This is a genomic window from Stenotrophomonas maltophilia group sp. vghtpe118 (assembly GCF_052605195.1).
In genome coordinates this window covers 3187175-3210049 of sequence record NZ_CP199672.1, presented here as the reverse complement: position 1 = coordinate 3210049, position 22875 = coordinate 3187175, and the positions used below count along the sequence as shown (strand labels likewise).

Here is a 22875-nt window from a genome sequence, read left to right as displayed (position 1 = left end):
GGAGGTCCGGGCGCTCTTCATCCGGGTCGTACAGTGGCTTCAACCCGGACTGGGACCCACCGATGGTCATCACAGCCAAAGACGCTTCGGCGCAGATCTCCTCCATCATGAGCCTGCGTCTACGCCAGTCCAGTTCGGAGGGGGAGGCCGATGAATACGATCCCCCTCTTTCGGCAGAATGCCGAGCTGACTTACCCGTGACACTCAGCGTACCGGCGGTGGCGAGGCTGCCTTATTTAGGCCTGCGCAAGTACGCAACCAGCAGTTCCGGCTGGTACGGCTCAAGCTGTGGCAGAGGGGAGTGCAGTTGCACTTCAACCCGGTATCGGCCCGGCGACGGATTGCGTGCCCATGCGAAGGCCAGCTGTGCATAGTTATCATCGGGTCGTTCCAGCCCAGCATTCTGCAGCGCCAGCACGTCAACATCGTCCAGCCACGCGTTTGTCACTCGACCATCAGCGGGGATGGGAATTGTTCTGGCACGTTCCCCAATGACCCATTCCAGCCGGTGCAAGGGCACGTCCTTCCATCCACTCGATTCCAGGCGCTGCATGGAAACCTTCGCCTGGAACCCGGACGCCCGAACATCGGCCAGTGCCCAAAACGCCGCGGTGTTATCCGTGCGGTCAACGCGAATGCCGATCATGAGCGTTGGAGAGGAATTTTTGCTGGGAGCAGCCACATCGAACTCGACCGTCAATGGTGCATCCATTGACGAGGTGGGCATGGCTCGCACAAGCGGCACCAGATCCGGACGATGGGCCTCTGCTATCGAGCCTTCGTCGCGAGCCGCATCGGGCCGGCACGCGGTAGCCAGAAGAACGAGTAGTGCTGCGAGCATGCATATCCGGCGCATTCCATGTGGCGTCATCTTCAGTCCTCCGTCCAGGTCGCCAGTGCAGTGCATGCCCTACTCATCCCCCGCTCGCCGCACGAATCTGTATGTCGTGCTGCACCCGCTGGTCTTCCAGCTGCTGGTCCATCTGATTCGCCAGCGCACGCTGATGCGCTTCACGGCTGACCGCATCGAACTGCTGCAGTGATTCCTCCACCGATGTCTGCGCCGCCAGCTCGGTCGGCATCGCAGCGCGCTGGTGTGCCGGATTGCTGGGCTCGCCCTGCACCACGAACAGCGTGTGCCCAGCCGGGTGTTAGTGCGTGGCGTTGCTCACCAGCACATGGTCCACCCGTTCCAGGTCGTTGTCCTTGGCCAGTACCAGAAGGCTGGCCGTCATGCGTTCGCTGACTTCATCGAAGCTGCGGCCGTGCTTGGCGTCCAGCGCTTCCACGCCCTCGCGGATCTGCTGATATAGCGCGTGATCGGGGTGGCCGGGCTGCGTAGGATCCTGCAGCGCCAGGTTCGGGGCCGATGCCTCATCCGGTGCGGGCGCGGCTGGCTCAGGGCTTGGCGCTATCGTGGGCTCGGCAGGAACAGGGACAGCCGCAGCGGTTGGCTGGAGGTCGTCCAACGGAGCCGGTTCGGGCTCTGGCACGTGTTGTGCCGCTTCCTGCTCCAAAGGCCATGGATCGCGCGCAGGCTCAGCAGGCAGCGGCTCCTTGAACGGCACCGGCTCGACCTCCTGCACTGCCATGTACTGCTTTGGAGTGGGAGCAACCGCAGGCATCGGGGCCATCTTCTCCGGTTCCGATGCCTGCTCTGTGCGCTGCGTGGGCATCATCTGCGTTGCCGCATCCAGAGGCGCGGCGACATGCGGCATCGCGCGCTCAGGTGCGGCCGGTTGTGCCTGCATCGGCCCAGCGGGCTCCGGCGTCTGTGAGGCGATACGGTTTTCGGTAGGCGCCTCGCTGTTTGGATGGGGCTGAGGTTGCGGCTCCGCCTCACGCCGCGGCGGATCGCGCTGCTCGGAGTGCCATTGAGGCGCGGGCTTGTCCTGTGGCGCGGGCGTAGGTGGTGGTGCGACCGCTACCGCTGGCGTGACCGCTACCGCCGCAGGCGCAATGGGCTGCGCAGTCGCAGGCTCTTCAGGCCGCACTTCCACATTCCCATCCTGCTCGGATGGCTTGTCGCCATGTGCCACCTGCGCGGCTGCTCGTGCAGCCCGTCCTGCATCCACCTGCGCAGCACCGAGCCGATTTGCCTCCTGCAGTGCCTGCCGGTACACCTCCTGCTCACCCGCCGACAGCGCTGCAATGCGTAGCTCGGGCGAGTCGGGCAACGGTGCCTGCTCATTGGCACGCGCGCGCACCTCATTCCATGCGGCCTGCAGCTCCTGCGTACTGGTGGTCGCGACGGCGCGCGCCACGCCATCCTGGCCTACCTGGTAATGGGTGATGGGTCGGGAGGCGCCCGCGTTGCCCTCGGCTGTAGGCCCCAGTTCCTGCAGCGTGGGACCCGTAATGCCGTGCTGCTCGCGCGTGCGCGTCGTGGCCAGCGCAATCGCTTGCTCCCATGCCGGTGACAGCGCAACGCCCGCAGCGTAGTAGCTGTGGCGCAGCTCGTTCTGGTTCACTTCCGCCGCAGACGGCAATGGCCGCGATTCCAATGCGGCAATGGTCTGGTTGAACTGATCGAGCGATGGCTGCTGGATGGTGCGGGTCAGTTCCAGCTCCAGCGCCATGTTGCCCTGCGCGATCTGGCCAGCGTGGTGCCATTGCCCTGCTTCATCGCGCTGGTAAAGCTGGTTGTCCGAGCCCTGGATGGCGTCAGGCCTGGCACGGGCCTGCTCCACCGCCTCCGGCACCAGCGGCACGAAGTCGCTGGCACGGGTAGCGGCGTAGGTCTCCAGATAGCTGGCGGCAATGGCGGCCTTGCCGTTGGCGATGTTGTTCTCGATGCGCTGCACCGCCTCACGATTCAACTCGTTGGCGCGTTCGGGGCTGGCGGTCTGCGTCTCATACACACCCCGGTCGTTGGCGCCGGACACGCCAATCTTGACCTGTCGCGTCCACTGTTCGGTCTGCGCATCGCGGTGCCAGTTGGGATTGTCCAGACGGCCCTCGCCGTCCTTCGCCGGGATGCTGAAAGGATCCTGCGGCGGCGGCGCCTTGCCCAGCGCCAGCTCTACCGCTTCTACATGGGCGTATGCGCCCAGCTCGCGGGCCTTCTCGTAACTGGCACCCACGCTGCGCTCAGCCGGAGTACCCATGCCGTCGCCTGTGCTGTCCATAACCGCCTGGCGCTGCCAGTTGCGGCCATTGAACTGCCACGTGACGCCGGCCTTGCCGGTCTGCTGGTAGATGGCGCGGTTGTCGAGCAGATCGGCGCCCTTGTCGAACGCCTTGCTCATCAGCAGCGCATCGCCTGCGACGATGGCGGCTGGGACGAAACTGGAGGTGCCAATCACCGATGCCGTGGCCATGCCACCGATCCAGCCACCGCCGTTGCGCGCCAAGGCATGAGTGAGCTCGAACTGGGCGGCGGTGCCGTTGCCCTCTTCCAGCAACTGCGAGGTGCGGCGGGCGGTGATGACAGCGTCGGCGCCAGAGGCGAGCAGGCCGCCGGAGCGGATCAGTTGGCTCGTGGAGGCTTCGCCGAGGAGGAGGTCCAATGTAACTCCGCCGCGTTGCCCGACCGGAGCACGAAGGCGTGACGCGGCCTCTTCACCAAGAACAGACTCAACTACAAGAACGCCGCCCGGAGACATCTGGAGACGCCCGGCTTGATGGGCATCAGCGATAGCATTCGACAATCCGTTACGCTGCAGCTCGATGTTGCCGCCACGTATCAGCGGCTGTCCGGATCCTTGAAAGTGCTGGAGCGTGTATACAACGCGGCTCTCGTTGGGTGTGACGGCGCTCCATTGCCTGGAAAGAACGGAAGACTGCTGGTGGTGCTCCAGCTGTCCAGAGTACTGCTGGGCGTACTCCTCGGGCCTCCTGTAGAACTCCCTCGTCTGGGCACGTGCCTGATCGGTGCTTTGTCCTAAAGCAGTGTTCGTCCGCAGATCTCCGTTGGCCAAGCCGACCTGTGAAATGTCGCTCAACCGATGAACTTTGGCAGCGATGCGATCCATTGCCTCCAGGTCGCCAGCCAGCGCTGCTTGGCCATCCCGGCTTCTCTCGAGGCGGGCGAGATTGGCCTCCAATCCGATTCGATACTCACGAATCGGTCCGCCGTTGTGAGGTGACACCCCCAAGGCCTGCGCGAGCGCCTTGTCGTGGGGCATATTGATCAGGTTCTGATCGGCATCGATGTTGAAGCGACCCGCATCAGCCAGAGCCTTGAGCAAGCGACTATTGCCAAGCGTCTGTTGCTCGATGGCGTGATGCTGCTGAAAAATGGGAACGACTCGAGGCATCTGGAGGCTCCTTCCGTGCAGCCGCACTTAATCAGATATCTGATGCATCAATAAAAGATATTCCACTCAACTCCGGATCATCCGGCACTCCAGCAGCATGCACAGCATCCACAAACCTCCGATCAGCGATCACGAACGTGCTGAACGGTGTGAGGAAGACATGCGCTCCTGCCAGTGCATCGTGCTTGAAGGCCAAGCTGGCCCCGCCTGCAATCGAGTAGAACTTGCCATTGACGAAGTCATCGTCAATCTCGATATCCAGCCGTGAACGATCCTCGTCCACTGCGTCCAGCTCTCTCACTACGTCACACAGAAAGTGGCGTGGCCCCTGCGCGCCATCTGCAAAGCGAACATCACATTCGGCGAATGCAAAGGCGCCTGGATCCAGCGCGTTCATTACGCTCTGGAGTCGCTCCGAGACCAGCCAGTACCCACTGAAGCCACCCTCCAGATCCCGCGGCGCAGGCCCCTGAGAAGCATCGAACACAATTCGGGGCTTCTCCCGGAGCTCGGGAAATCCACCGTTCTCTGGCCTGAGGATTATCCGCGGTGGCGACAGCAGCGCCTGAACGTTCTCGAAGATCGCTCCTCTGAAAGGACGATTGCTTTCCAAGTCCGGCGCAAACAGGAAGAATCTTCCCGATTCAGGCCCATTGATTGCCATCGGTTCCATCGTCGTTTTCCTTTGGGCTTCTTGCAAATACGATCTGTGAGAGAGCTTACATCGATCACACTTGGACCTGACAGCGAGGATGTGGAGAGGTGTCGAGGTCCTCCGCGAGCCCACCTCCAGACGGAAGGTAGAGATGATTGAGCGATTCATCCTTAGCCAGGTATCCCGCCTCGACAAGCCTCTTGACGAGAGGATGATCCCTGAACACCACCTGCTCAAAGACATGATGACTTTGTAGAATTACGCTTTCTGCGGGCATAGGATTCCGTTCCCAAGAGGGCGAAAAGTGCTGTTTAACTAGTAGCCTGCAGCGTCTTCAATCCACACGCCGCGCGGATTGATCACCATTCCAAATCCATGCTCGATGAGCGCGTCGCGAAGCACTCTGTCACAGTAGACACGGCTGCCCGAATGGATATCCATGAATACATGCGCATCAGCCACTTCCGCTTCCTTGAAGGACAAGTTGCCGCCACCTGAGAGGCTGTAGTACTTGCCGTTCCGGTAGCCATCCAGAATTTTCACACTCGATGCATTCTCGTCAATCGCGTCCAGAATTCTTATCACCTCACACAAGTAGTGAGGCTCACCTTCTGAACTGTCCTCGAGCTGAAAGGCACACTTCGCAAAGGCAAAGCCTTCGGCATCGATGTTCTCCATTACATCCTTCAGGGGTTGAGAAATCAGCCAATAGCCGTTGAATCCGCCTTGCAGATCCAAAGGCATATCACCCACTTGGCTATCGAAGCGAAGCTTGGGAACAACCCTGAGTGATGCAAGCCCGCCCACCTCAGAAGGCTCGCTCATGTAGGTCGGCCAAGGGATTTCCTCTTCATTGTCCAATTCGACCCCATGACCACGACCAGGCGCACCCATATCGGGGCTAAGCACGTAGAAGCGACCTTTAGGGGGCGCAACTCTATTCATGCCGTCCTCATTCATTCTCGTTATCCACTGGCGTCAGCGAGCTCAGGCAAACATTGTTCGGAACGCACAGATCGAGATCGCATTGTCATTAAAGATTGGGCTCCAAACCGCAGTGCTACTCAATCTTCGGAGGACCGTCTGGCCCAACAGTTCACAACGTCTTCGAACCAGAGCCCGTTGCATGTTCTGGCGGTCACGATGCCGGCACCTTCTACTGCGTTCTTGAAGATGTGGTCGCAGAAGACTCCCTCGTAGTAGGGGAGCCGGAACACGTGAGCGTCAACGATGGCCTCCCGCTTGAATGCCAGACGCGCGTCGCCGGTCAGGTCGTAGTACTTCCCCTCTTCATAGTCGTCACTAACGATGATCTTCAGCTGGGATGCTGCCTCATCCAAGGCATCAATGGTTCTGATGACATCGCAAAGGAAATAAGGGCCACCCATTGCTCCATCAGCGAGTCGATAGTCAGTCTCCCTGAAGGCAAAAGCACCTGGGTCCACGGCCGCCATCACCTCGCGGAGACGCCCGGAAACGAGCCAATAGCCGCTCATTCCAGCTTCAAGATCCTCCGGTGGCCACCCCTCACTTGGGTAATACACTAGACGCGGTGTCTCGCGCAGAGGCGGGAAGCCCCCCTGATCGGGACGCAAGAGGAAATTTGGAGGGGTCTTCAGGGAAGACTCGTTCTCAAAAACGACGCCATGCCCTTTGCCGCGCCGTCGGGCATCTGGGCGCAACTCGAAGAACTCGCCCTTCTTTGGCAGATTCGAAGTCATTGTTTGCCTCACCTCAGAATCAATCTAAATAAGCGTGCCAAGAGCTTATCAGAGGGTGCCAACCTTCCATGCCCTCCTCGAGTCATGCCCGAGCGCTCACAGCCTGAAGTCCTCTCCGCCGACATAGCGCACTACTGCTGCTCTCCAATTCCTCTGGGCGCTCTGAAGTCCCGATGCGGCCTGCCTCTTACCGCCCTGCCTTCAACTCAAGTACTGAATAGGCATGGCTGTTTTTTAGCCCGTTCTGCACCGGCAAGAAATCGCACAAAAAGTGAAATCCATCTTAAGTTCGACTACCGATCCCGTTCCATGAGACGCGCCGCAGCCATCTTCAATTTTGACATGCGGATTATGCTTGGACTGACGCGCGCCATGTCAGACATTGGCCGCGTCCTTGAACCTCAGGCCACGCGTTTCACACTCGCTTCCAATTCCCGCAGCGCGTATGGCATCCCGGAACACGCGATCGCAGTAGACAAGATCGCCGGAGTACGGGCTCCTGAAGACATGACTGTCCCCGATTACGTCCCTCTTGAATGCCAAGCTTGCTCCGCCACGAAGGTCGTAGAACTTCCCGCCCGGATAGCCCTCATCGACGATGACCCGGAACTTCGATGCTTCCTCATCGACCGCATCCAGCTCGCGAGCAACCTCGCACAGGTGGTACGTTGGGCCCTCTGTGCCGTCCGGAAGCACGTAATCACACTCCACGAGCTCAAAGGCGACGGGATCTATTTCGGTGAAGGCCATCTTGAGGCGCTCTGATACCAACCAGTAGCCACTCATTCCTCCTTCGAGGTCCTGCGGTGGATCCCCCAGCTCTGGATCGAGCACCAGACGCGGTCTCTGCGACAGATGAGGAAAGCCGCCTTCTTCGGGGCGGATGATCAGCCTGGGAGGCGTCAGCAGTGCGTCCTCATTCTCGATCTCAACGCCATGCCCTCTTCCCCTTCGAGTCGTGTCGGGCATCAGCAGATAGAATTCACCAGGCACAGGCTGATTACGTTTTGACGAGGGCATGTGCTTGTTTCTCTCCCAATTTTAGGCATGTACCGCACTCCGCACACTTGCAGCATAGGTCGCGAGGTTAGCGCCGGTGGGACCGACTCAGCAGTTCACCACATCTTCAAACCAGAGCCCGTTGGATCTCTTGGCCGTGACGACGCCGGCAGCTTCCACCGCATCTTTGAACGTTCGGTCGCAGAATACCCCGCCATGGAAGGGCAATCTGAACACGTGAGCCGAACCCAGCACTTCGCGTTTGAACGCCAACCGGATATCACCGGTCAGGCGGTAATATTTCCCTGCCTCGTACTCATCGCTGATCACGATGTTGAGCTGGGACGCTTCTTCATCCAAGGCGTCCAGCGTACGGACCACGTCGCAAAGGAAGTAGGTTGGTCCCTTTGAACCGTCTTCCAAGCGATAGTCGGTATCAGCGAAAACGAACGCGTCAGGGTCTATCTCTTCCATGACCTGGCGCAATCGCTCGGAGACCAGCCAATAGCCGCTCAACCCGCCTTCCAGATCCTGTGGAGGGACGCCCTGCCGCTCCTGATAGACCAAGCGCGCGACTTCACGCAGTGGGGGGACGCCACGGGCTTCGGGCAACAGGATCAGTCTGGGAGTCGCAAGCAACGCGTCCTCGTTTTCAAAGACCACCCCGTGACCCTTTCCTCTACGGGTAGCATCCGGTCGTAGCTTGAAGAACTCGCCCTTGCGCGGCCGATGGGTGGAGGTTGATCCCATGCTTGTCATCTCACCATGTGAATGTGAATCGAATTCGCTCGTAAGCAGTTGAAGCGAATCCAGAAGGCGCCCAAGGGTCCGATCCTCAGAGCTCTGACTCAGATGCTGGCCGCGTCGGTGAACCAGAGGCCCCGGGATACGCGCGGCCCACCGATTCCAGCGTTCCACACAGCGTCGCGGAGCTCTCTGTCGCAGAAGACGAGGTTTCCCGAGTAAGGCGTCCGGAATATTCTGGCGTGGCCGATGACCTGCTTGCGGAACGCCAGACTGGCTCCGCCCCTTAGGTCGTAGAACTTCCCACCTCGATAGCCTGCGTCAGCGATGATCCGAAGTTCCGAGGTTTCTTCGTCCACCGCATCGAGCTCACGGGTTACATCGCATAGGAAGTACCGCGGGCCCTTGGATCCATCGGCAAGGCGGTAGTCACACTCTACAAACTCGAAGCCAACTGGATCTACAGAGACAAGAGCGTCGCGTAATCGTTCGGATACCATCCAGTAGCCGCTCATGCCCCCCTCCAGATCCTCTGGGAGGCTCCCCTTCTTTGCCGAGTAGACCAGCAGCGGCTTCTCCGCCATGGGGGGAAATCCCCCTTCTTCTGGTCGCAGGATCAGGCGCGGCGGGATGCGCAGCCGCTTCGCGTTCTCGAACACAACGCCGTGCCCCTTTCCCCCACGCGTGGTATCAGGCATCAGGAGGAAGTACTTGCCAGGAGCAGGCTGGTTCGACTTCGATGCTTCCATGCTCTTTCGCCTTCTTTAGCTATGATGCGCCGTAGCGAGTCTGCCCCGTTCTACCCCGACCTTCCACCTCGTGCAATCAGATCACTGCGAGATTCGGAACCTGGTCAAGCTCGCGTCCCGTGTCTTGAGACGCGCTCCAGCCATCCTCCCTTTCCCCTCTGGAGGATGACATGACCAAGATCGACCCCGCATGGCTGGAAGCCTTCGACAAGGAGCTCCTTCACCTGTTCGCCATCGACCACCGCGATGTTGGCATGGATGAGTACCTGCTGGGCTGCTACGCAGACCTTCCGCCTCGCGAAGCAGCACTGGCGTTCGGCAGCGACTACGACCTGGAGCGCGACGATGCGCTGTGGCCTCGGCCGGGCGTGGCGCTGCAAAGTTAAGTTGTGTCGCAATCGGCACGCTGCGCGAATGGGCGCCGTGGGCTACGTGTCGCTTTTGGGATCCCGAACAGCTGCAAACCGTGCTTTTCAATGCGCATTCGGGCGGTAACTTAACACCGGCCGAAACCACTGCACCGCAAGGGTTCTGCCACGCGCGCGCCATGCAACAATGCCGTAAGCGTCAGCATTTGCGGCCTCTGCGGCCTACGGGTTCTTGGCATCTCGCAACCATGCGAGTACACCTTGGCGTGCCACCGGAAAAGGGTGGCGCGGGACTCGAAAACCCGTGTTTATGCCAGCTGTATGCGCTTGCCAGCCGACGTCGCCTTTTATGTGGCGTCGGCTGGCAATCCGTTCGCGTTCCATGGCGGGCGGTGCGTGGGGGTCTTCGGACCCGCCGGTCTGGCATTTACCGGTTTTCGAGCCCGCACCGTCCGCCACCTTTATTGGTGGCGCTGCTATCTGTCCTGTACGGAGCATTGCCATGAACACATCGGACTTCCGTTCCCTGCACGCGCAGTACGATCCGGACAACGCCGAACCCGAGCGCGAGCCGTCCGTCGATCCCAACGCCTTCGTCGCCACGCTGCACCGCATCGGCACTGGTGCGGCGGCGGACGGCCAGCCTTGGCCGGAGCGGCATCAACTGCCTGGGCGGTGTCTTCAGCTGGCGGATGCGGATTGCGCGCTGGCGGGTCTGCGTGTGGTAGCGGAGCTGATGCTGGCCGCAGAGCGGACCCGGCAGAACGGTGCGCCCGAGGAGTACCTAGGGGACCGGGTGATGGAGGGGTTGAAGATGGCGTGCGTGGCGTTGACTGCGCAGGTGACTGAGCGATTGCACGTGCGGGGGTAGCCCAGTTGGATCTGGCCATCTGCCGCGTGGCTGCTGGTCAGCCACGCGCTATTGGCGGACCGTTCGCCTTCTTGTCCATCCCCTATCTGCAAAGCGTCCAATGAAGCCTGTGATCTATGGCGCTGTGCTGCTGGCGGCGGTGCCTGCGGCGACCGCCAGCCGGTATGTACCCAGGGCTGGCTTGGATCTACGGACGTTTCGGAAGGTCTCCGACGCTGAATTTGCTGTCATGCACGAGGAAGCCGTTCGGCCAGTGCGCGGGGGCTTGGTGCTGCGCGCGCGGTACGCGGGAGGGAGGTACTTCGAGATCAGCTGTCACGGCATACCCGTGATGTTGGTGGATAACTCGCTGTAGCAGCTTGTAATCGTGCTGTATGCGAATAGGCAGATTGATGTTCCGTGCGTTGTGCCGCTGCTATCGCATTGCAGTGGGCGGATTGTGGCGCAGTAGTGGCCACTAGTCCTGAGTGCGTAAGCATGCTGGATGAGCTCCCGTCCGGCCTCACCTCCATGAACACCCACGACGCCAGTCTGGCCTTCCGCGCGAGTGAGATGCCCCCAACCCCGCCCATCTTCACGCCCATCTTCCTGCTCACGGGTCGATGAAGTCTGGGTCGACCAAGCTCTATCAAGGCTCTGGCGGCCGCCTGCCCGGCTTGCCTTCTGGGGCACGAAACAATCGGGCATGATGCCCCAGAGGCTGCCCCATGCGACTCAGGCATTCGGCGATCGCCCCTATCGCCATCCGGCGCCACTAAAGAATCAGCGATAGGGCTTCCACCCTGGTATGATTCCGTCAGGCGTCGGGGGGCGCGGCTCAGACATTCAGAGCGGAGCACTGAACCCTGCCGCAGACAGATTGGGGCCGACATCCTGGATCAAAAGCGACCACCCTTTCTGAACGCGAAAATGAACAAGGGAGTGGTCGAAGGCAGATGGATTTTTCACGGTTAATCGCTATCCAAGTTTCCACAGATTACTGTGCCATCGCTGGCCAGGATCTCTATTCCCTTGCGATCACTGGATATCCACTCCGAAAGGCAATCATTCGCGACACTCGAGTCGAGTCGGATAGCGCACTCCCATACAACTGCCACGCGCCAGCTCATGTCCAGAAGCGACCTGACTACTGCCAGGTCGCGCTGTCGATTGGCGGAGAGTTTTGCATCCCAGAAGGCTGCTCGTGTCTTCGGCAGTCTGAAAAGAGGGCAACCCTCATGGCGATGCCAGAAGCACCCGTGTACGAACACCGCCGCCTTCCATTTCGGAAGCACAAGGTCAGGCTTTCCTGCGAGGCCCTTCGTATGAAGTCGAAAGCGGAAGCCGCGCGCCCAGAGATGCCTTCGGACAGTGACTTCCGGCTTAGTGTTCCTGGCCCTGATTCTTGACATCAGTGCTGATCGAACAGCCTGGCTCATCACATCAACCATCTAGCAGAGACTCCGTCTTGACAGCAGTACGCAAGCCCATCGGTGTAATTGATATCTTTGCCGGCCCCGGTGGCCTGGGCGAAGGGTTCAGCAGCTTCAAGCCCGATGAAGGTGCCAAGTATCCCTTCGAACTCGCGGTATCCGCTGAAATGGAGAAGTCTGCGCACTCGACTCTCCGTCTAAGGGCCTTCTATCGCCTTCTCATCCGGCAGGAAGGCCAGGTCCCGCAAGAGTACTACGACTATCTGGATGAAATTGCGAAGGGCGACGCCCTTCCTCCGGCAGCACACTTCGGAAACGGTCGATGGAGCGACCTGTGGGCTGAAGCCGAGCGAGAGGCACTCAACCTCACCTTGGGAGAAGAGCGGGACAATCAGGCTCTCTATTCACGGATCAACGAGGTCAAGGATAGGTACGAGAAGATGATCCTCATCGGAGGCCCCCCGTGCCAGGCTTACTCCGTCGTAGGCCGGGCTCGCCAGCGGAATGTGGAGGGGTTCTCCTCAAAGGGCGACAAGAAGCATTTCCTCTACAAGCAATACCTGGGTCTTCTTGACGAGTTCTCACCCGCTGTCTTCATCATGGAGAACGTCAAGGGAATCCTGACTTCCAAGGTTGGCAACAAGGAGATGTTCGCTGCAATCATGCGCGATCTATCCGACCCTGCTGCAGCCCTGAAAAGGGAAAAGAAGGGGGGGAAGAACGGGCATCGCTATGTGCTTCTTCCTATCCACGTTGAGGCGAATCAGAAGCGGACCAGCGAACTTGTCGCGGAGGATCCGTCTGCATTCATTATCAAGTGTGAGAACCACGGAATTCCACAGGCGAGACACCGCGTCATCATCATGGGTGTCCGGGAAGATCTTCTTCCCGATGGAATCGAGGACTTGCCCGGCCTCAATGCTGCAGAGCCGGTCAGTGTAAAGAAGGCCCTCGAGGGACTTCCCAGGCTGAGAAGCGGACTGAGCCGCAAACAGGACGATCCCGAAGAATGGCGGAAAGCCATGGAATCGGAGAGGGATCGCCTGGTGCGGATTCTGGACAAATCCCATCCAGAGCTGATCGAGAAGCTCAGCTCGATTGTTCCATCCGGCGGGCTTCCGCGCGGCTCGATTAAGTACACTCAGGAAAGCAATCCTTACGTCAAGCAGCTCAAGAGCGACTCGCAGCACTCCGTGCTCAACCATGAGACTCGGGGACACATGAAATCCGACCTCGGGCGCTACCTCTTCTGCGCGGCATTCGCGCGCGAGCACGACAGATCACCGACCAGCCGTGACTTCCCAAAGAAGCTCGCGCCTGATCACTTGAACTGGGAAAGTGGTTCGTTCTCGGATCGCTTCCGCGTTCAGCTCAAGGGCAAGCCTTCAAATACGGTGACCAGCCACCTTTCGAGAGATGGTCATGCGTTCATCCATTGGGATCCTCGCCAGTGCCGAAGTCTCACTGTCAGAGAGGCCGCTCGGTTGCAGTCGTTCCCGGACGACTATGTTTTCCTCGGCAATAGGACTCAACAGTTTGTACAGGTCGGAAATGCAGTTCCGCCTTTGATTGCCAGACAGATCGCCCGAGTCGTGTGGTCGATACTCAGCTAGGCAAAGGGTTCAACAGGGGGGAACCAATGAATCAAGGGGAAATGGAGCCCCTGGGCTCTGCAGGTACCCGGGCTGGCAGTGAAGCCAGCGCCGGGGACAAGCGTCAATCATCGCTGAAGCCGCTCCTTCGACTCGCCGCGCTTCGCGGCGATGCGGAGTATGTTCTGCGCTACCTTCAACTCGGGGGTGACGTAGAGGCACGCGACCAGCAGGGGCGGACACTACATATGCTTGCCGCTTCCAAAGGGCATCTGGATCTCTGCCGCCTGATTTCGGAGCATGCTTTCGAAGTTCAGCGGCTTGCAGTCGAGAAGGCTGACGATTCAACAGTCGCGCTGGACAACCTCTGGAGCAATGAACGTAATGGTGAGGCCGAGGAATCTGCTCGAACGCGAGCCACTGATTCCATACGGAACTCCTCTCACGACGGTGCTGAATTCGAATCCGAGTTCTTTGCCACTTGGGAGGAAGAAGTTGCGACCGAAGCGCCGCTGGAGGATCCTTCGCTTCGATCGACAATACAGATTGTGCAGGACGTGATTTCCAAGCACGTAATTGTCGATAACGATGAGGATTGGAATGACCTGGCGAAGCTGCTCCCAAGTCACGCCGAAATTTCACTGGTCCGGGAGCTGAATCACAGCTCGACCCATGGACTCTTCGAAGCGCTAGTTCATCGCGCCCAGATGGAGGGCAACTTCAATCCTCTTGACCTTGAGGTCATCTCCCGTGAGATTGAAGGCGATGAGAGGGGCGATGTATTTCGCCAGCTCACTGTCCTTATGGGCCAGATTGATGCCGTACCGGAAGACGATGATGAATGGCTACCTCCTCTGTATCTAGAAAAGGATAGCGAACCAGCATCGGACAGCGATATCGGTGAACTGGAGCAGTTCATGCAGGATCTCGCGTCGATGACGAACGATCCCTACTTCCACTTCGCAAAGGTTGCCCAGTCGTCTGTTCTGCTTGACCGTACGGGCGAAGAGCGAATTGGGATTCTGCTGGATTTGTCCCTGAAGGATGCGTATCGCGCCATCGCAGAGAGCCCGCATGCTGTCGCGTCGATAGCACGCCTAGCCACAGACTTTGAGCGGGGTCGCCTCTCAGTCGGCCAAATCAGCCACATCAGCAGCGAAGACGATGAGCGCGCCAGCGATCTTCTCGACGCCTCGGATGACGCCGATGATGATCCAGCCCCGGCCCGACCCGTCAGCGGACCCAACCTGAGCGACATGCTGGAAAGCGCACGCTGCAGATGTTTCGCCTCCCAGGAAAATCCAGACAACCAAGGTCTTGCTAGGGATGCATTGGCCGCTGTATGTGCGCTGGAGCTGACCTCATCGACCGTTAAACGGTTTGACAAGGAGTTCAGGGCAGCTGGGTGCACAAGCGTACTACTGCGTAGAGCGGTGCAGCGTCTGTCGCGCCTTGAGCTCGAGATGTTCCATGCAAACGTTCGACTCGCAGTGCACGTGGCAGATAGCCACGCGTGGAGCACGCTGCCACGCATGGATCGCATTCAGGAGTGCCTGATAGGCCTGCTCAAGGCTATCGACAGATTCGATTACGCAAGGGGCAACAAATTCTCCACTTATGCGATGTGGTGGCTGAAACAGTCCGTTGGGCGGGCCATCGGAGACACAGCGCGTGTCATAAGGTTACCCATACACGTCATGGAAAGGGTCAACAAGGTTTCAAAGGCAGTCAGAGTCCTCCGTGAAGACTCATTAGATGACGTGCGCGCCGAGGACATCGCAAAGGCCTGCGATCTATCAGTCGGGGATGTAGCAAAGTTGCTGAATGTGGCGCACGACGCGGTCTCTTGGGACCAGCAGGATGAGACAGCGGATCTGGTCCTCGCCACTCCAGATACGTTTCAGCCGCCTGAGGAGTTCACTGATGGATATCTGCGTAGGCGAGCGATCGATGACTGCCTAGGTGCGCTTGGTTCAAGAGAAGCTGAAGTCATTCGACATCGGTTTGGATTGATCGACGGCAGCGACAAGACATTGGAGGAAGTTGGCCAGATCTTTGGCGTGACACGGGAACGCATACGTCAGATTGAATCCAAGGCACTAAGACTGATGCGCCACCCTTCGCGACGTCTCAGGGAGTTGGTCAATGGAAAGCCAGAGGCTGACGATGCAGCAGAACAGTAAAGGTAGGCCGCAAGGCCGAAATGCTCCCCCCAGGGCTGACGCCATGGTTGAGGCACTGCGAGGCCTGGGCTACACGACGGCCACGGCGCTGGCAGACCTGGTGGACAATAGCATTTCCGCTGGCGCCGGCCATGTGGAGATCGGGTTCAATTGGAATGGCGTAGACAGCTGGATATCCATTGCAGATGACGGCAGAGGTATGAACGATGCTGAGCTGTTCAGCGCAATGCGCCTCGGTGACCGCAACCCCTTGGACGTACGGGGGGCTTCGGACTTGGGTCGCTTTGGCTTGGGACTCAAGACAGCATCGTTCTCACAAGCCAGAAGGCTGACCGTACTGAGCGTCAAGGATGGTCAGTCGAGCTGCCTGCGCTGGGATCTGGATGTCTTGGCTTCAGATCCTGACGGCGAGTGGCACCTTCTTGATGGACCCGAGTCGTCCTCCGAGCCACGCCTCGGCCAGCACGCTGCGCAGTCATCAGGGACGGTAGTTCTGTGGGAACAACTCGATCGGATTGTCACTGAAGGCTTCACAAGCAGGCATTTCCTTGATCTCATTGACGACGTGGAGCGCCACCTCGCGATGATCTTCCACCGCTATCTTGATGGCAGCGGTCCCGGCATTGAGCTGCGGCTCAACGGGAAAGCAGTGAGACCATGGGACCCATTCCTGTCATCGAATCCGGCAACTTGGAGATCACCCGAGTCGAGCGTTGGCGAAGGTGGTTTGAGAATCACCAGCCAAGCCTTCGTGCTGCCCCACAAGGACCGTCTCAACGACAAGGCCTACGCTGAAGCGGGCGGAATCGAGGGATGGTCGAGTCAGCAAGGCTTCTACATCTATCGTGGACGGAGACTGTTGGTTGCAGGCAGTTGGCTCGGCTTGGGACGCGGACGCTCTTGGTCCAAGGACGAGGCTCACAGGCTCGCACGCATCCGGCTGGACCTGCCCAACGATCTTGATGCGCAATGGAAGATCGACATCCGCAAGTCATCCGCTCATCCCCCCGCTGCACTGCGGGATCAGCTCTACCGCTTGGCCGAAGACGCGCGCGACCGGGCGCGCAAGGTATTCCTGCATCGGGCGCACTCAAATTCATCGCTGGGCCGCCGCGACGAGGTTGTACCCGTATGGCAGTCCAGAGAGACGGCGACAGGGCGACGTTACCGCGTCGACCGTACACATGCAGCGGTGAAAGAACTGCTGGATGACGCAGCGTACGGCACCAAGGTTGAAGCGATGCTGCGTGTCCTCGAGGAAACTATCCCCGTACAGAGGATCTGGCTTGAAGCTGCAGAAAGCGGAGAGCATGCAAAGGGCGGATTCACAGGGGAGACTGACGACTCAGTTCGAGAGGTTCTCAACGTGATCTACCGGAGCCTGGTTGAGAAGAAGGGCATGTCGCCGAGCATGGCCAAGCGGCAACTTCTAAGAACCGAACCCTTCGATCTGCACCCAGAGCTGGTCAAGAATTTGCCGGACAATATCTCCAAGGACTGAAGAGAGAACTATGAGTGACTCAAGCGAAAGCAGCGTTATAAAGATTGTCCAGGAGCTTCTGGCTGGCGAGAAAGATTCAGGACCGATCACTCCAACGCTGATTGACGAGAAGATCAGCCTGGTGCTGATGATGAATCGAAAGTGGGCAGCCGATCTTGATCGTGACGCTGTTACGGACGAGCTTATCCGGCGATTCAGTGTATGGATCGGTGATGACATCAGTCTCTCCGACGATCGTGGCCATGAACCCTGGCTCGACTCCTCTAGGAAAGAGGACTGGCGTTACTGGCAGCGCTATCGGGAGATGATCGAGAAGGACTTGTCTTGGGACATCGCTGACAAGCTGGACAAATCAACCGACAAGATTCTGGGGATGCTTGAGGATCCTCTGCGCTCTGGCCAGTGGAGTCGCCGGGGGCTTGTCGTCGGGCACGTGCAGTCAGGCAAGACGGCGAGCTATACCGGTCTCGTATGCAAGGCGGCGGATGCGCAGTACAAGATAATCATCGTCCTCGCCGGCCTGCACAACAACCTGCGATCCCAGACCCAGATACGGCTTGAGGAAGGCTTCCTGGGGTATGAGACAAACTCTATGCATGATGCACTCAAACGCGTGGGCGTCGGCTTGATCGACACCGACCTGTCCATCAAGCCCAATTGCGCTACAACGCGAGCCGACAACGGTGATTTTGGTGGGCTTGCCGGAAAACAGTTTTCGATCAGCCCCGAACAGCGGCCTTGGCTGTTTGTCGTCAAGAAGAACAAATCGATACTTGTCAGGCTTCTCAGGTGGATTCAGACGCACGTCGCGGACGCTCCTGTTCCAAGCGCGGAGCCCGCCTCTGCGAACACGAAAGGGCTTCCCATCGTGGCAAAAAGGGCGACCAAGTTCCCGTTGCTCATCATTGATGACGAGGCTGACAATGCCTCGGTTGACACAGGTGAAGAGGTAGTCGACGAGGATGGAAAGCCCGACGAGGAACATGACCCAACAGCGATCAACAAACTTATCCGGCGCATACTGAATTCGTTCTCGCGCTCAGCGTACGTGGGCTATACCGCTACGCCTTTCGCAAACATCTTCATTCATGAGCGCGGTGAGACACGAAACGAAGGGCCGGACCTGTTCCCCTCTGCCTTCATCCAGAACCTGGCAGCGCCCGACAACTACGTTGGCCCTACGACGATGTTTGGGCAGGCATCCCCGGAGGGTCGCAAGGGACAGCTTCCCCTGACCCGACCTGTGGGTGACTACCAGTCAGACGACAAGACAACGGGATGGATGCCTACGGGCCACAAGATCGATCATGTCCCGCAGTGGAGCAAGGCACACGCGCTACCACCAAGCCTGAGAGAGGCAGTCGACTCCTTTATCTTGGCATGCACTGTCAGGAAGCTCCGTGGCCAAGGAAAGAAGCATAGTTCGATGCTCGTTCACGTCACGCGATTCAACAACGTTCAGAAGGTGGTAAAGGCTGACATTGACGATTACATCAAGCATGCCCGACAAGCGATTGGGCGCGGGATCGACCACGCCGACGCCCTATCCAGCCTGCAGGAGCTGTGGAACCGTGACTTCCTTCCTGCTTCTGCCGCGATTCGTGAGCTTGGGTTGGGTGACCTTCCCAGTGCAGATGCTACTTGGCAAGACGTCGCGTCTGCGCTGCCGGGAGTACTCGATGATATCGAAGTGCGAATGATCAACGGAACTGCCAAGGATGCCTTGGATTACGAGCAGAACAAGGATCGAGGCCTCAAAGTCATCGCTATCGGAGGCGACAAACTTGCACGCGGTCTTACGTTGGAGGGCCTCTGCACCAGCTACTTCCTGCGCGCATCAAAGATGTACGACACGCTGATGCAGATGGGTCGGTGGTTCGGATACCGTCCGGGCTACCTTGATCTCTGCCGTCTCTATACATCCCCGGACCTTATTCGCTGGTTCAAGCATATCTCTGATGCATCAGCAGAGCTGAGAGAAGAGTTCGATCTCATGGCCAACTCTGGGGCGACGCCGAGGGAGTTTGGGCTGAAGGTCCAGTCGCATCCCGAGATGATGGTTACGTCGCAGATCAAGATGCGGAGCGCGAAGACACTGCATCTTTCGTACAGTGGAGAGCTTGTTCAGACAGTCAGTTTCCCGACTGATCAACCGACTCTGAATCGAAACCTGGATGCAGGTATTCGGCTTGCCGTTCAAATGGGAAAGCCTGACGAGAGCAACCCCATAAAGGCGGCATTCCAAGGTGGCTCCAAGGAATGGCAGGGGCATCTCTGGCGAGGTGTCGACTTCACAACCGTAGCCGACTTCCTTGACAGCTACAGCACACTGGCAGCCGCCCACCGGGTAAACAGCAACGTGATTGCTCAGTTCATCCGCAAGATGGCGGAAGCAAGCGAGCTCACGGAGTGGACAGTGGCAGTTTTGGGGACTCAATCGGGTGAGCCCTACGAGCTTGCTCCAGGGATTAGTGTTGGCATGGCGCGCAGAAAGGCGGATTCGATGGAGGGGAGCCGGTACTCGATTGGTGTCCTCCTTGATCCGACCGACGAGTCAATTGACGTGAGCCAGGATCAATGGGACGCCGCGCTCGCGCTCACCGTGTCCACTTGGGAGAAGAGGGAGGAGAAGAAAAGTGCTTCGGCTCCGGACACCCCCAGCGGCGTAGCGCTGCGCCGAGTTCGAGGCAAGGGAACTTCGACCGTAAGGGCGGAACCAGAGAAGGGCCTCCTGATTCTGTACGTTCTTGATCCAGCTCGTGCGGGCGCCAAGACAGGGGCGGATTGGGAACGCCCGAAGAACCTTGCAGGCGCCCCACCCGTGTTGGCATTTGCCGTGAGCTTCCCAGGAAGCAGCTCCGATATCAAGGTTCCCTACAAGGTGAACAACGTCGGTTGGGAGAGCGAGTATTCCGACATCCCCGAGTACGTCATCAACAACATCGGCTGGGAGGATATGAATGCTCAGCTCCAGCAGTGACACAGAGCTGGTCGCCGCGTGGCGCGCCCTGAGCGGCCTTGCCACAGGGGATGGCTGGAAGGTTATCGAGCTTTTCAGCATTGGAAACTGCTGCGTCATGGCAGGCCGTCGTGGCGCGCGGAATGAAGAGAGCGTCCTGGTCGGCGTCAAGGGAAACGTGCCATCCCAACCATTTCAGCTGCCACGCGGCCAGGGTTTCAGCCTCATAAGCACGGAGCTTCAGGGCCACCATGCAGGCCACTCGTGGTTTGCGTTGGTTCGACAGGAGTCAGGATCGCTTGAGCTCTTTACCAAAGTGGCGGTAGATCTGGTGAACCTGATGGAGAGCACGTCCGCTCAGGACGGCCTACGGATTCATAGTGCAATGATTTCCAGGATCCGTGCTTGGCAAGCCTTCATGAAGCGCGACAGCGATGGCGTTCTTTCCACAGAGGAAGAGATTGGGCTCTTCGGAGAACTCTTGGTTCTTCAAAACCTTCTGGACGATGGAGTTTCAGAGTTCGACGCTCTCGACAGCTGGGCCGGGCCTGACGATGGACTACACGACTTCCTGCTTGGTAATGGTGCAATCGAAGTGAAGACAACCTTGGCACCGGCAGGATTTATCGCAACGGTTTCCAACCTTGATCAGTTGGATGACAGCCTTCACCGGCCCCTCTTTGTTGCGGCGGTTCGTCTTGCTCAACTGAGGGGGGGATCAACCCTTCCCGACTTGATTGACCAAGTGGCTGGACGAATCCACGATCCCGGCGCATCTGCCTTGCTGAACAGTCGGCTCGTTTCAGCTGGCTACATGGACATGACTCGAGCCGAGTACACAAGGCGCTTTGGGTCCAGTGAGCTCACATATCGAATCGTATGCGCTGACTCGCCTCGCCTCACTCGTTCCAGCGTGCCCGCAGCGATCCATGAGGCACGTTACTCGCTCGATCTGGATGCATTTCCGGTTGCGGCGTCCACTTACGCTGATATTTCGACCAGTCTTGGAGTAAAGAATCAATGGAATTGACCGATTTCCTTTCACAGATTCGCGCGGAAGTACAGGATGAAATAGAGGATCGAATGTCCGTTTCTGGGACCGCGTATCCCTATCCCGAGCTGGTTTTCGCCGAGATTACGATGCGCCACATGGAAGAAGTGGGCATGACCTACGAGCCACAGGTCTGCCACGTTGATACGCGCGTCCATGTCGGAAACATCAGGCTAAGCGGATACTCCATCTCTGAGGACGGTGAACGCCTTGACCTGTTCGTGACGTCCTACAAGAATTCGGACAAGGTCCAGGCCGTTCCTGACTCTGAAGCAAAGCAAGCCGCAGAGTACTGCTTCCGATTTCTTTCCCAATCTGCCCAAGGAAAGATGACGAAGACGCTCGATCCATCGAACGATGCTTACGAACTCGCGGTGCATATTGAACGTGGCTATCGGGACTTCGAGGAGATCCGGATCTACGTGCTAACGGATGGTCAGGTAAAGACCAAGAACTTCAAGTCGCAGGAGGTTGGAGGCCGGACCGTACGACTTGAGGTGATGGACATCGAGAGGCTCAACCGCCACCTGTCAGAGGGAAAGCCGAGGGACGAGCTGGTGGTCAATTTTGCGGAAGTTGCAGGCACTCCGCTCCCATGCGTGTATATCCGGGGCGAGGAGGACAGCTATGACTACGCGATGACCGTATTCCCGGCCGATGTGCTACGCCATCTGTATGACAAATACGGCGCCCGACTCCTTGAGGCGAATGTGCGGTCATTCTTGAGTGCAACCGGAAAGGTCAACAAAGGCATCCAAGCCACGCTGCGCTCAGAGCCAGAGAAATTTGTCGCCTACAACAATGGCATTGTGGTGGTCGCCGACGAGGTCAGCCTTGGGAAGACCAACGATGGGGGACCAGGCATTGCATGGCTCAAGGGAATGCAAATCGTCAACGGTGGTCAAACGACCGCATCCATCTACTTCACCAAGAAGAAGTTTGCAGACACCGACCTGTCCAAGGTACAGGTTCCGGCGAAGGTCGTAATCCTCAAGACAGAGAACTCTGCCGCGGAAGAGGCGCTTATCAGCGACATCTCGCGGTTCGCGAACAGCCAGAACACGGTCAAGCAGTCCGATCTGTCTGCCAACTCACCGTTCCATGTTGAACTCGAGAAGCTTTCCGATACCGTCTATCTACCAGACGGTGTCGGCCGGTGGTTCTATGAACGTGCCTCAGGTAGTTACAACACCAAGCTGGCGCGCGAAGGCAGTACGCCTGCCAAGTACCGGGCCCTCAAGACCACAGTTATTCCGCCGGCCCGGCGCCTGGTCAAGACAGACCTCGCCAAATTCCTGAACTCTTGGGATGGGCGGCCAGACCAAGCCAGCCTCGGCGGTCAGAAGAACTTCGCTCGATTCATGGATGACGTGAAAGAACGGGAAGAGCATGGAGAATCTGTGGTCCCGGATGCAACTGGGTTCAAGCAGATGATTGCCAAAGTCATTATCTTCAAGCAAGTTCAGTCCCTCGTCCGTCCGCTACTGCCTGCGTTCCAAGGCAATGTCTCCATCTACCTAGTCGCGTTATTGGCCCAGCAACACGGATCAAGGATCGATCTGATGCGCGTGTGGGAGCAACAAGGCCTCTCTGATGGCTTCAAGGATCAGATCCGGGTATGGGCCAAGGAAGTCAGTTTGGCCCTGCACGCTTCAGCCAAGGGCAAAATGATCAGCGAGTGGGCAAAGAAGGAGGAGTGCTGGCACGTGTTACGTACGCTCAAACTCAGCCCCCTAATCTCCGCCGTGTCTGAACTTAGATAGCACACGGATCAAGGATGCAGGGGCGCCGCAATCAAACTTGCCAGCGCC

17 protein-coding genes and 1 pseudogene are annotated in these 22875 nt (G+C 58.6%); 8 read left to right on the top strand and 10 right to left on the bottom strand.

Annotation, left to right across the window (positions count from 1 at the left end; genetic code table 11):
- Positions 1-232: 232 nt before the first annotated feature.
- The 9 genes and pseudogenes from ACUDTM_RS14625 to ACUDTM_RS14585 form a co-directional block, all read right to left on the bottom strand.
- Positions 233-841, bottom strand: a complete 609-nt coding sequence (locus ACUDTM_RS14625; protein WP_353080508.1) for a hypothetical protein — start codon at positions 839-841, stop codon at positions 233-235.
- 73 nt (positions 842-914) lie between these two features.
- Positions 915-1082 (bottom strand): hypothetical protein, encoded by a 168-nt coding sequence (locus ACUDTM_RS14620; protein WP_434556935.1) that lies wholly within the window; start codon positions 1080-1082, stop codon positions 915-917.
- A 3-nt stretch (positions 1083-1085) separates the two neighbouring features.
- Positions 1086-3248, bottom strand: a pseudogene (locus ACUDTM_RS14615) (XVIPCD domain-containing protein); the annotation flags it as partial.
- A gap of 1042 nt (positions 3249-4290) precedes the next feature.
- Positions 4291-4932, bottom strand: a complete 642-nt coding sequence (locus ACUDTM_RS14610) for a DUF1629 domain-containing protein (RefSeq protein ID WP_445391380.1) — start codon at positions 4930-4932, stop codon at positions 4291-4293.
- 297 nt (positions 4933-5229) lie between these two features.
- Complete coding sequence (locus ACUDTM_RS14605) at positions 5230-5874, bottom strand: imm11 family protein (RefSeq protein WP_353080509.1); 645 nt, start codon at positions 5872-5874, stop codon at positions 5230-5232.
- Positions 5875-5978: 104 nt separating this feature from the next.
- Positions 5979-6635, bottom strand: a complete 657-nt coding sequence (locus ACUDTM_RS14600) for a DUF1629 domain-containing protein (protein ID WP_088496207.1) — start codon at positions 6633-6635, stop codon at positions 5979-5981.
- 375 nt (positions 6636-7010) lie between these two features.
- Positions 7011-7655: an imm11 family protein gene (locus tag ACUDTM_RS14595; protein ID WP_353080510.1), complete on the bottom strand. Its 645-nt coding sequence runs from the start codon at positions 7653-7655 to the stop codon at positions 7011-7013.
- Between the two features lie 87 nt (positions 7656-7742).
- Positions 7743-8384, bottom strand: a complete 642-nt coding sequence (locus ACUDTM_RS14590; protein ID WP_353080511.1) for a DUF1629 domain-containing protein — start codon at positions 8382-8384, stop codon at positions 7743-7745.
- 98 nt (positions 8385-8482) lie between these two features.
- Positions 8483-9127, bottom strand: coding sequence for a DUF1629 domain-containing protein (locus tag ACUDTM_RS14585; protein ID WP_353080512.1), 645 nt, complete (start codon positions 9125-9127; stop codon positions 8483-8485).
- A 170-nt stretch (positions 9128-9297) separates the two neighbouring features.
- On the opposite strand from ACUDTM_RS14585, the gene ACUDTM_RS14580 reads away from it, so the two are divergent.
- On the top strand, positions 9298-9513 hold the full coding sequence (locus ACUDTM_RS14580) for a hypothetical protein (RefSeq protein ID WP_088496210.1): 216 nt from the start codon (positions 9298-9300) through the stop codon (positions 9511-9513).
- Between the two features lie 484 nt (positions 9514-9997).
- Positions 9998-10366, top strand: coding sequence for a hypothetical protein (locus tag ACUDTM_RS14575; protein WP_353080513.1), 369 nt, complete (start codon positions 9998-10000; stop codon positions 10364-10366).
- Positions 10367-11316: 950 nt separating this feature from the next.
- Here ACUDTM_RS14575 and ACUDTM_RS14570 read toward each other — a convergent pair.
- Positions 11317-11784 (bottom strand): very short patch repair endonuclease, encoded by a 468-nt coding sequence (locus ACUDTM_RS14570; protein ID WP_254919415.1) that lies wholly within the window; start codon positions 11782-11784, stop codon positions 11317-11319.
- A 29-nt stretch (positions 11785-11813) separates the two neighbouring features.
- Here ACUDTM_RS14570 and ACUDTM_RS14565 point away from each other — a divergent pair, with 29 nt between their 5' ends.
- Genes ACUDTM_RS14565 through ACUDTM_RS14540 form a run of 6 tightly spaced genes read left to right on the top strand, consistent with a single transcriptional unit; the run spans position 11814 to position 22827 of the window.
- Positions 11814-13391: a DNA cytosine methyltransferase gene (locus ACUDTM_RS14565; RefSeq protein WP_106466889.1), complete on the top strand. Its 1578-nt coding sequence runs from the start codon at positions 11814-11816 to the stop codon at positions 13389-13391.
- A gap of 26 nt (positions 13392-13417) precedes the next feature.
- Complete coding sequence (locus tag ACUDTM_RS14560) at positions 13418-15553, top strand: sigma-70 family RNA polymerase sigma factor (protein WP_106466888.1); 2136 nt, start codon at positions 13418-13420, stop codon at positions 15551-15553.
- Between the two features lie 43 nt (positions 15554-15596).
- Positions 15597-17054 carry an ATP-binding protein gene (locus ACUDTM_RS14555; protein WP_353080514.1) on the top strand — a complete coding sequence of 486 codons (1458 nt, stop codon included), beginning with the start codon at positions 15597-15599 and terminating at the stop codon, positions 17052-17054.
- Positions 17055-17064: 10 nt separating this feature from the next.
- Positions 17065-20034: a Z1 domain-containing protein gene (locus ACUDTM_RS14550; protein WP_353080515.1), complete on the top strand. Its 2970-nt coding sequence runs from the start codon at positions 17065-17067 to the stop codon at positions 20032-20034.
- Entirely contained in the window at positions 20015-21043 is a 1029-nt protein-coding gene (locus ACUDTM_RS14545) for a PD-(D/E)XK motif protein (RefSeq protein ID WP_206632669.1), read from the top strand. The genes ACUDTM_RS14550 and ACUDTM_RS14545 overlap by 20 nt, the downstream gene beginning before the upstream one ends.
- The gene (locus ACUDTM_RS14540) at positions 21034-22827 is read left to right on the top strand and encodes an AIPR family protein (RefSeq protein ID WP_088435694.1); all 1794 of its coding nucleotides are present in this window, start codon (positions 21034-21036) and stop codon (positions 22825-22827) included. The genes ACUDTM_RS14545 and ACUDTM_RS14540 overlap by 10 nt, the downstream gene beginning before the upstream one ends.
- The last annotated feature ends 48 nt before the right edge of the window (positions 22828-22875 follow it).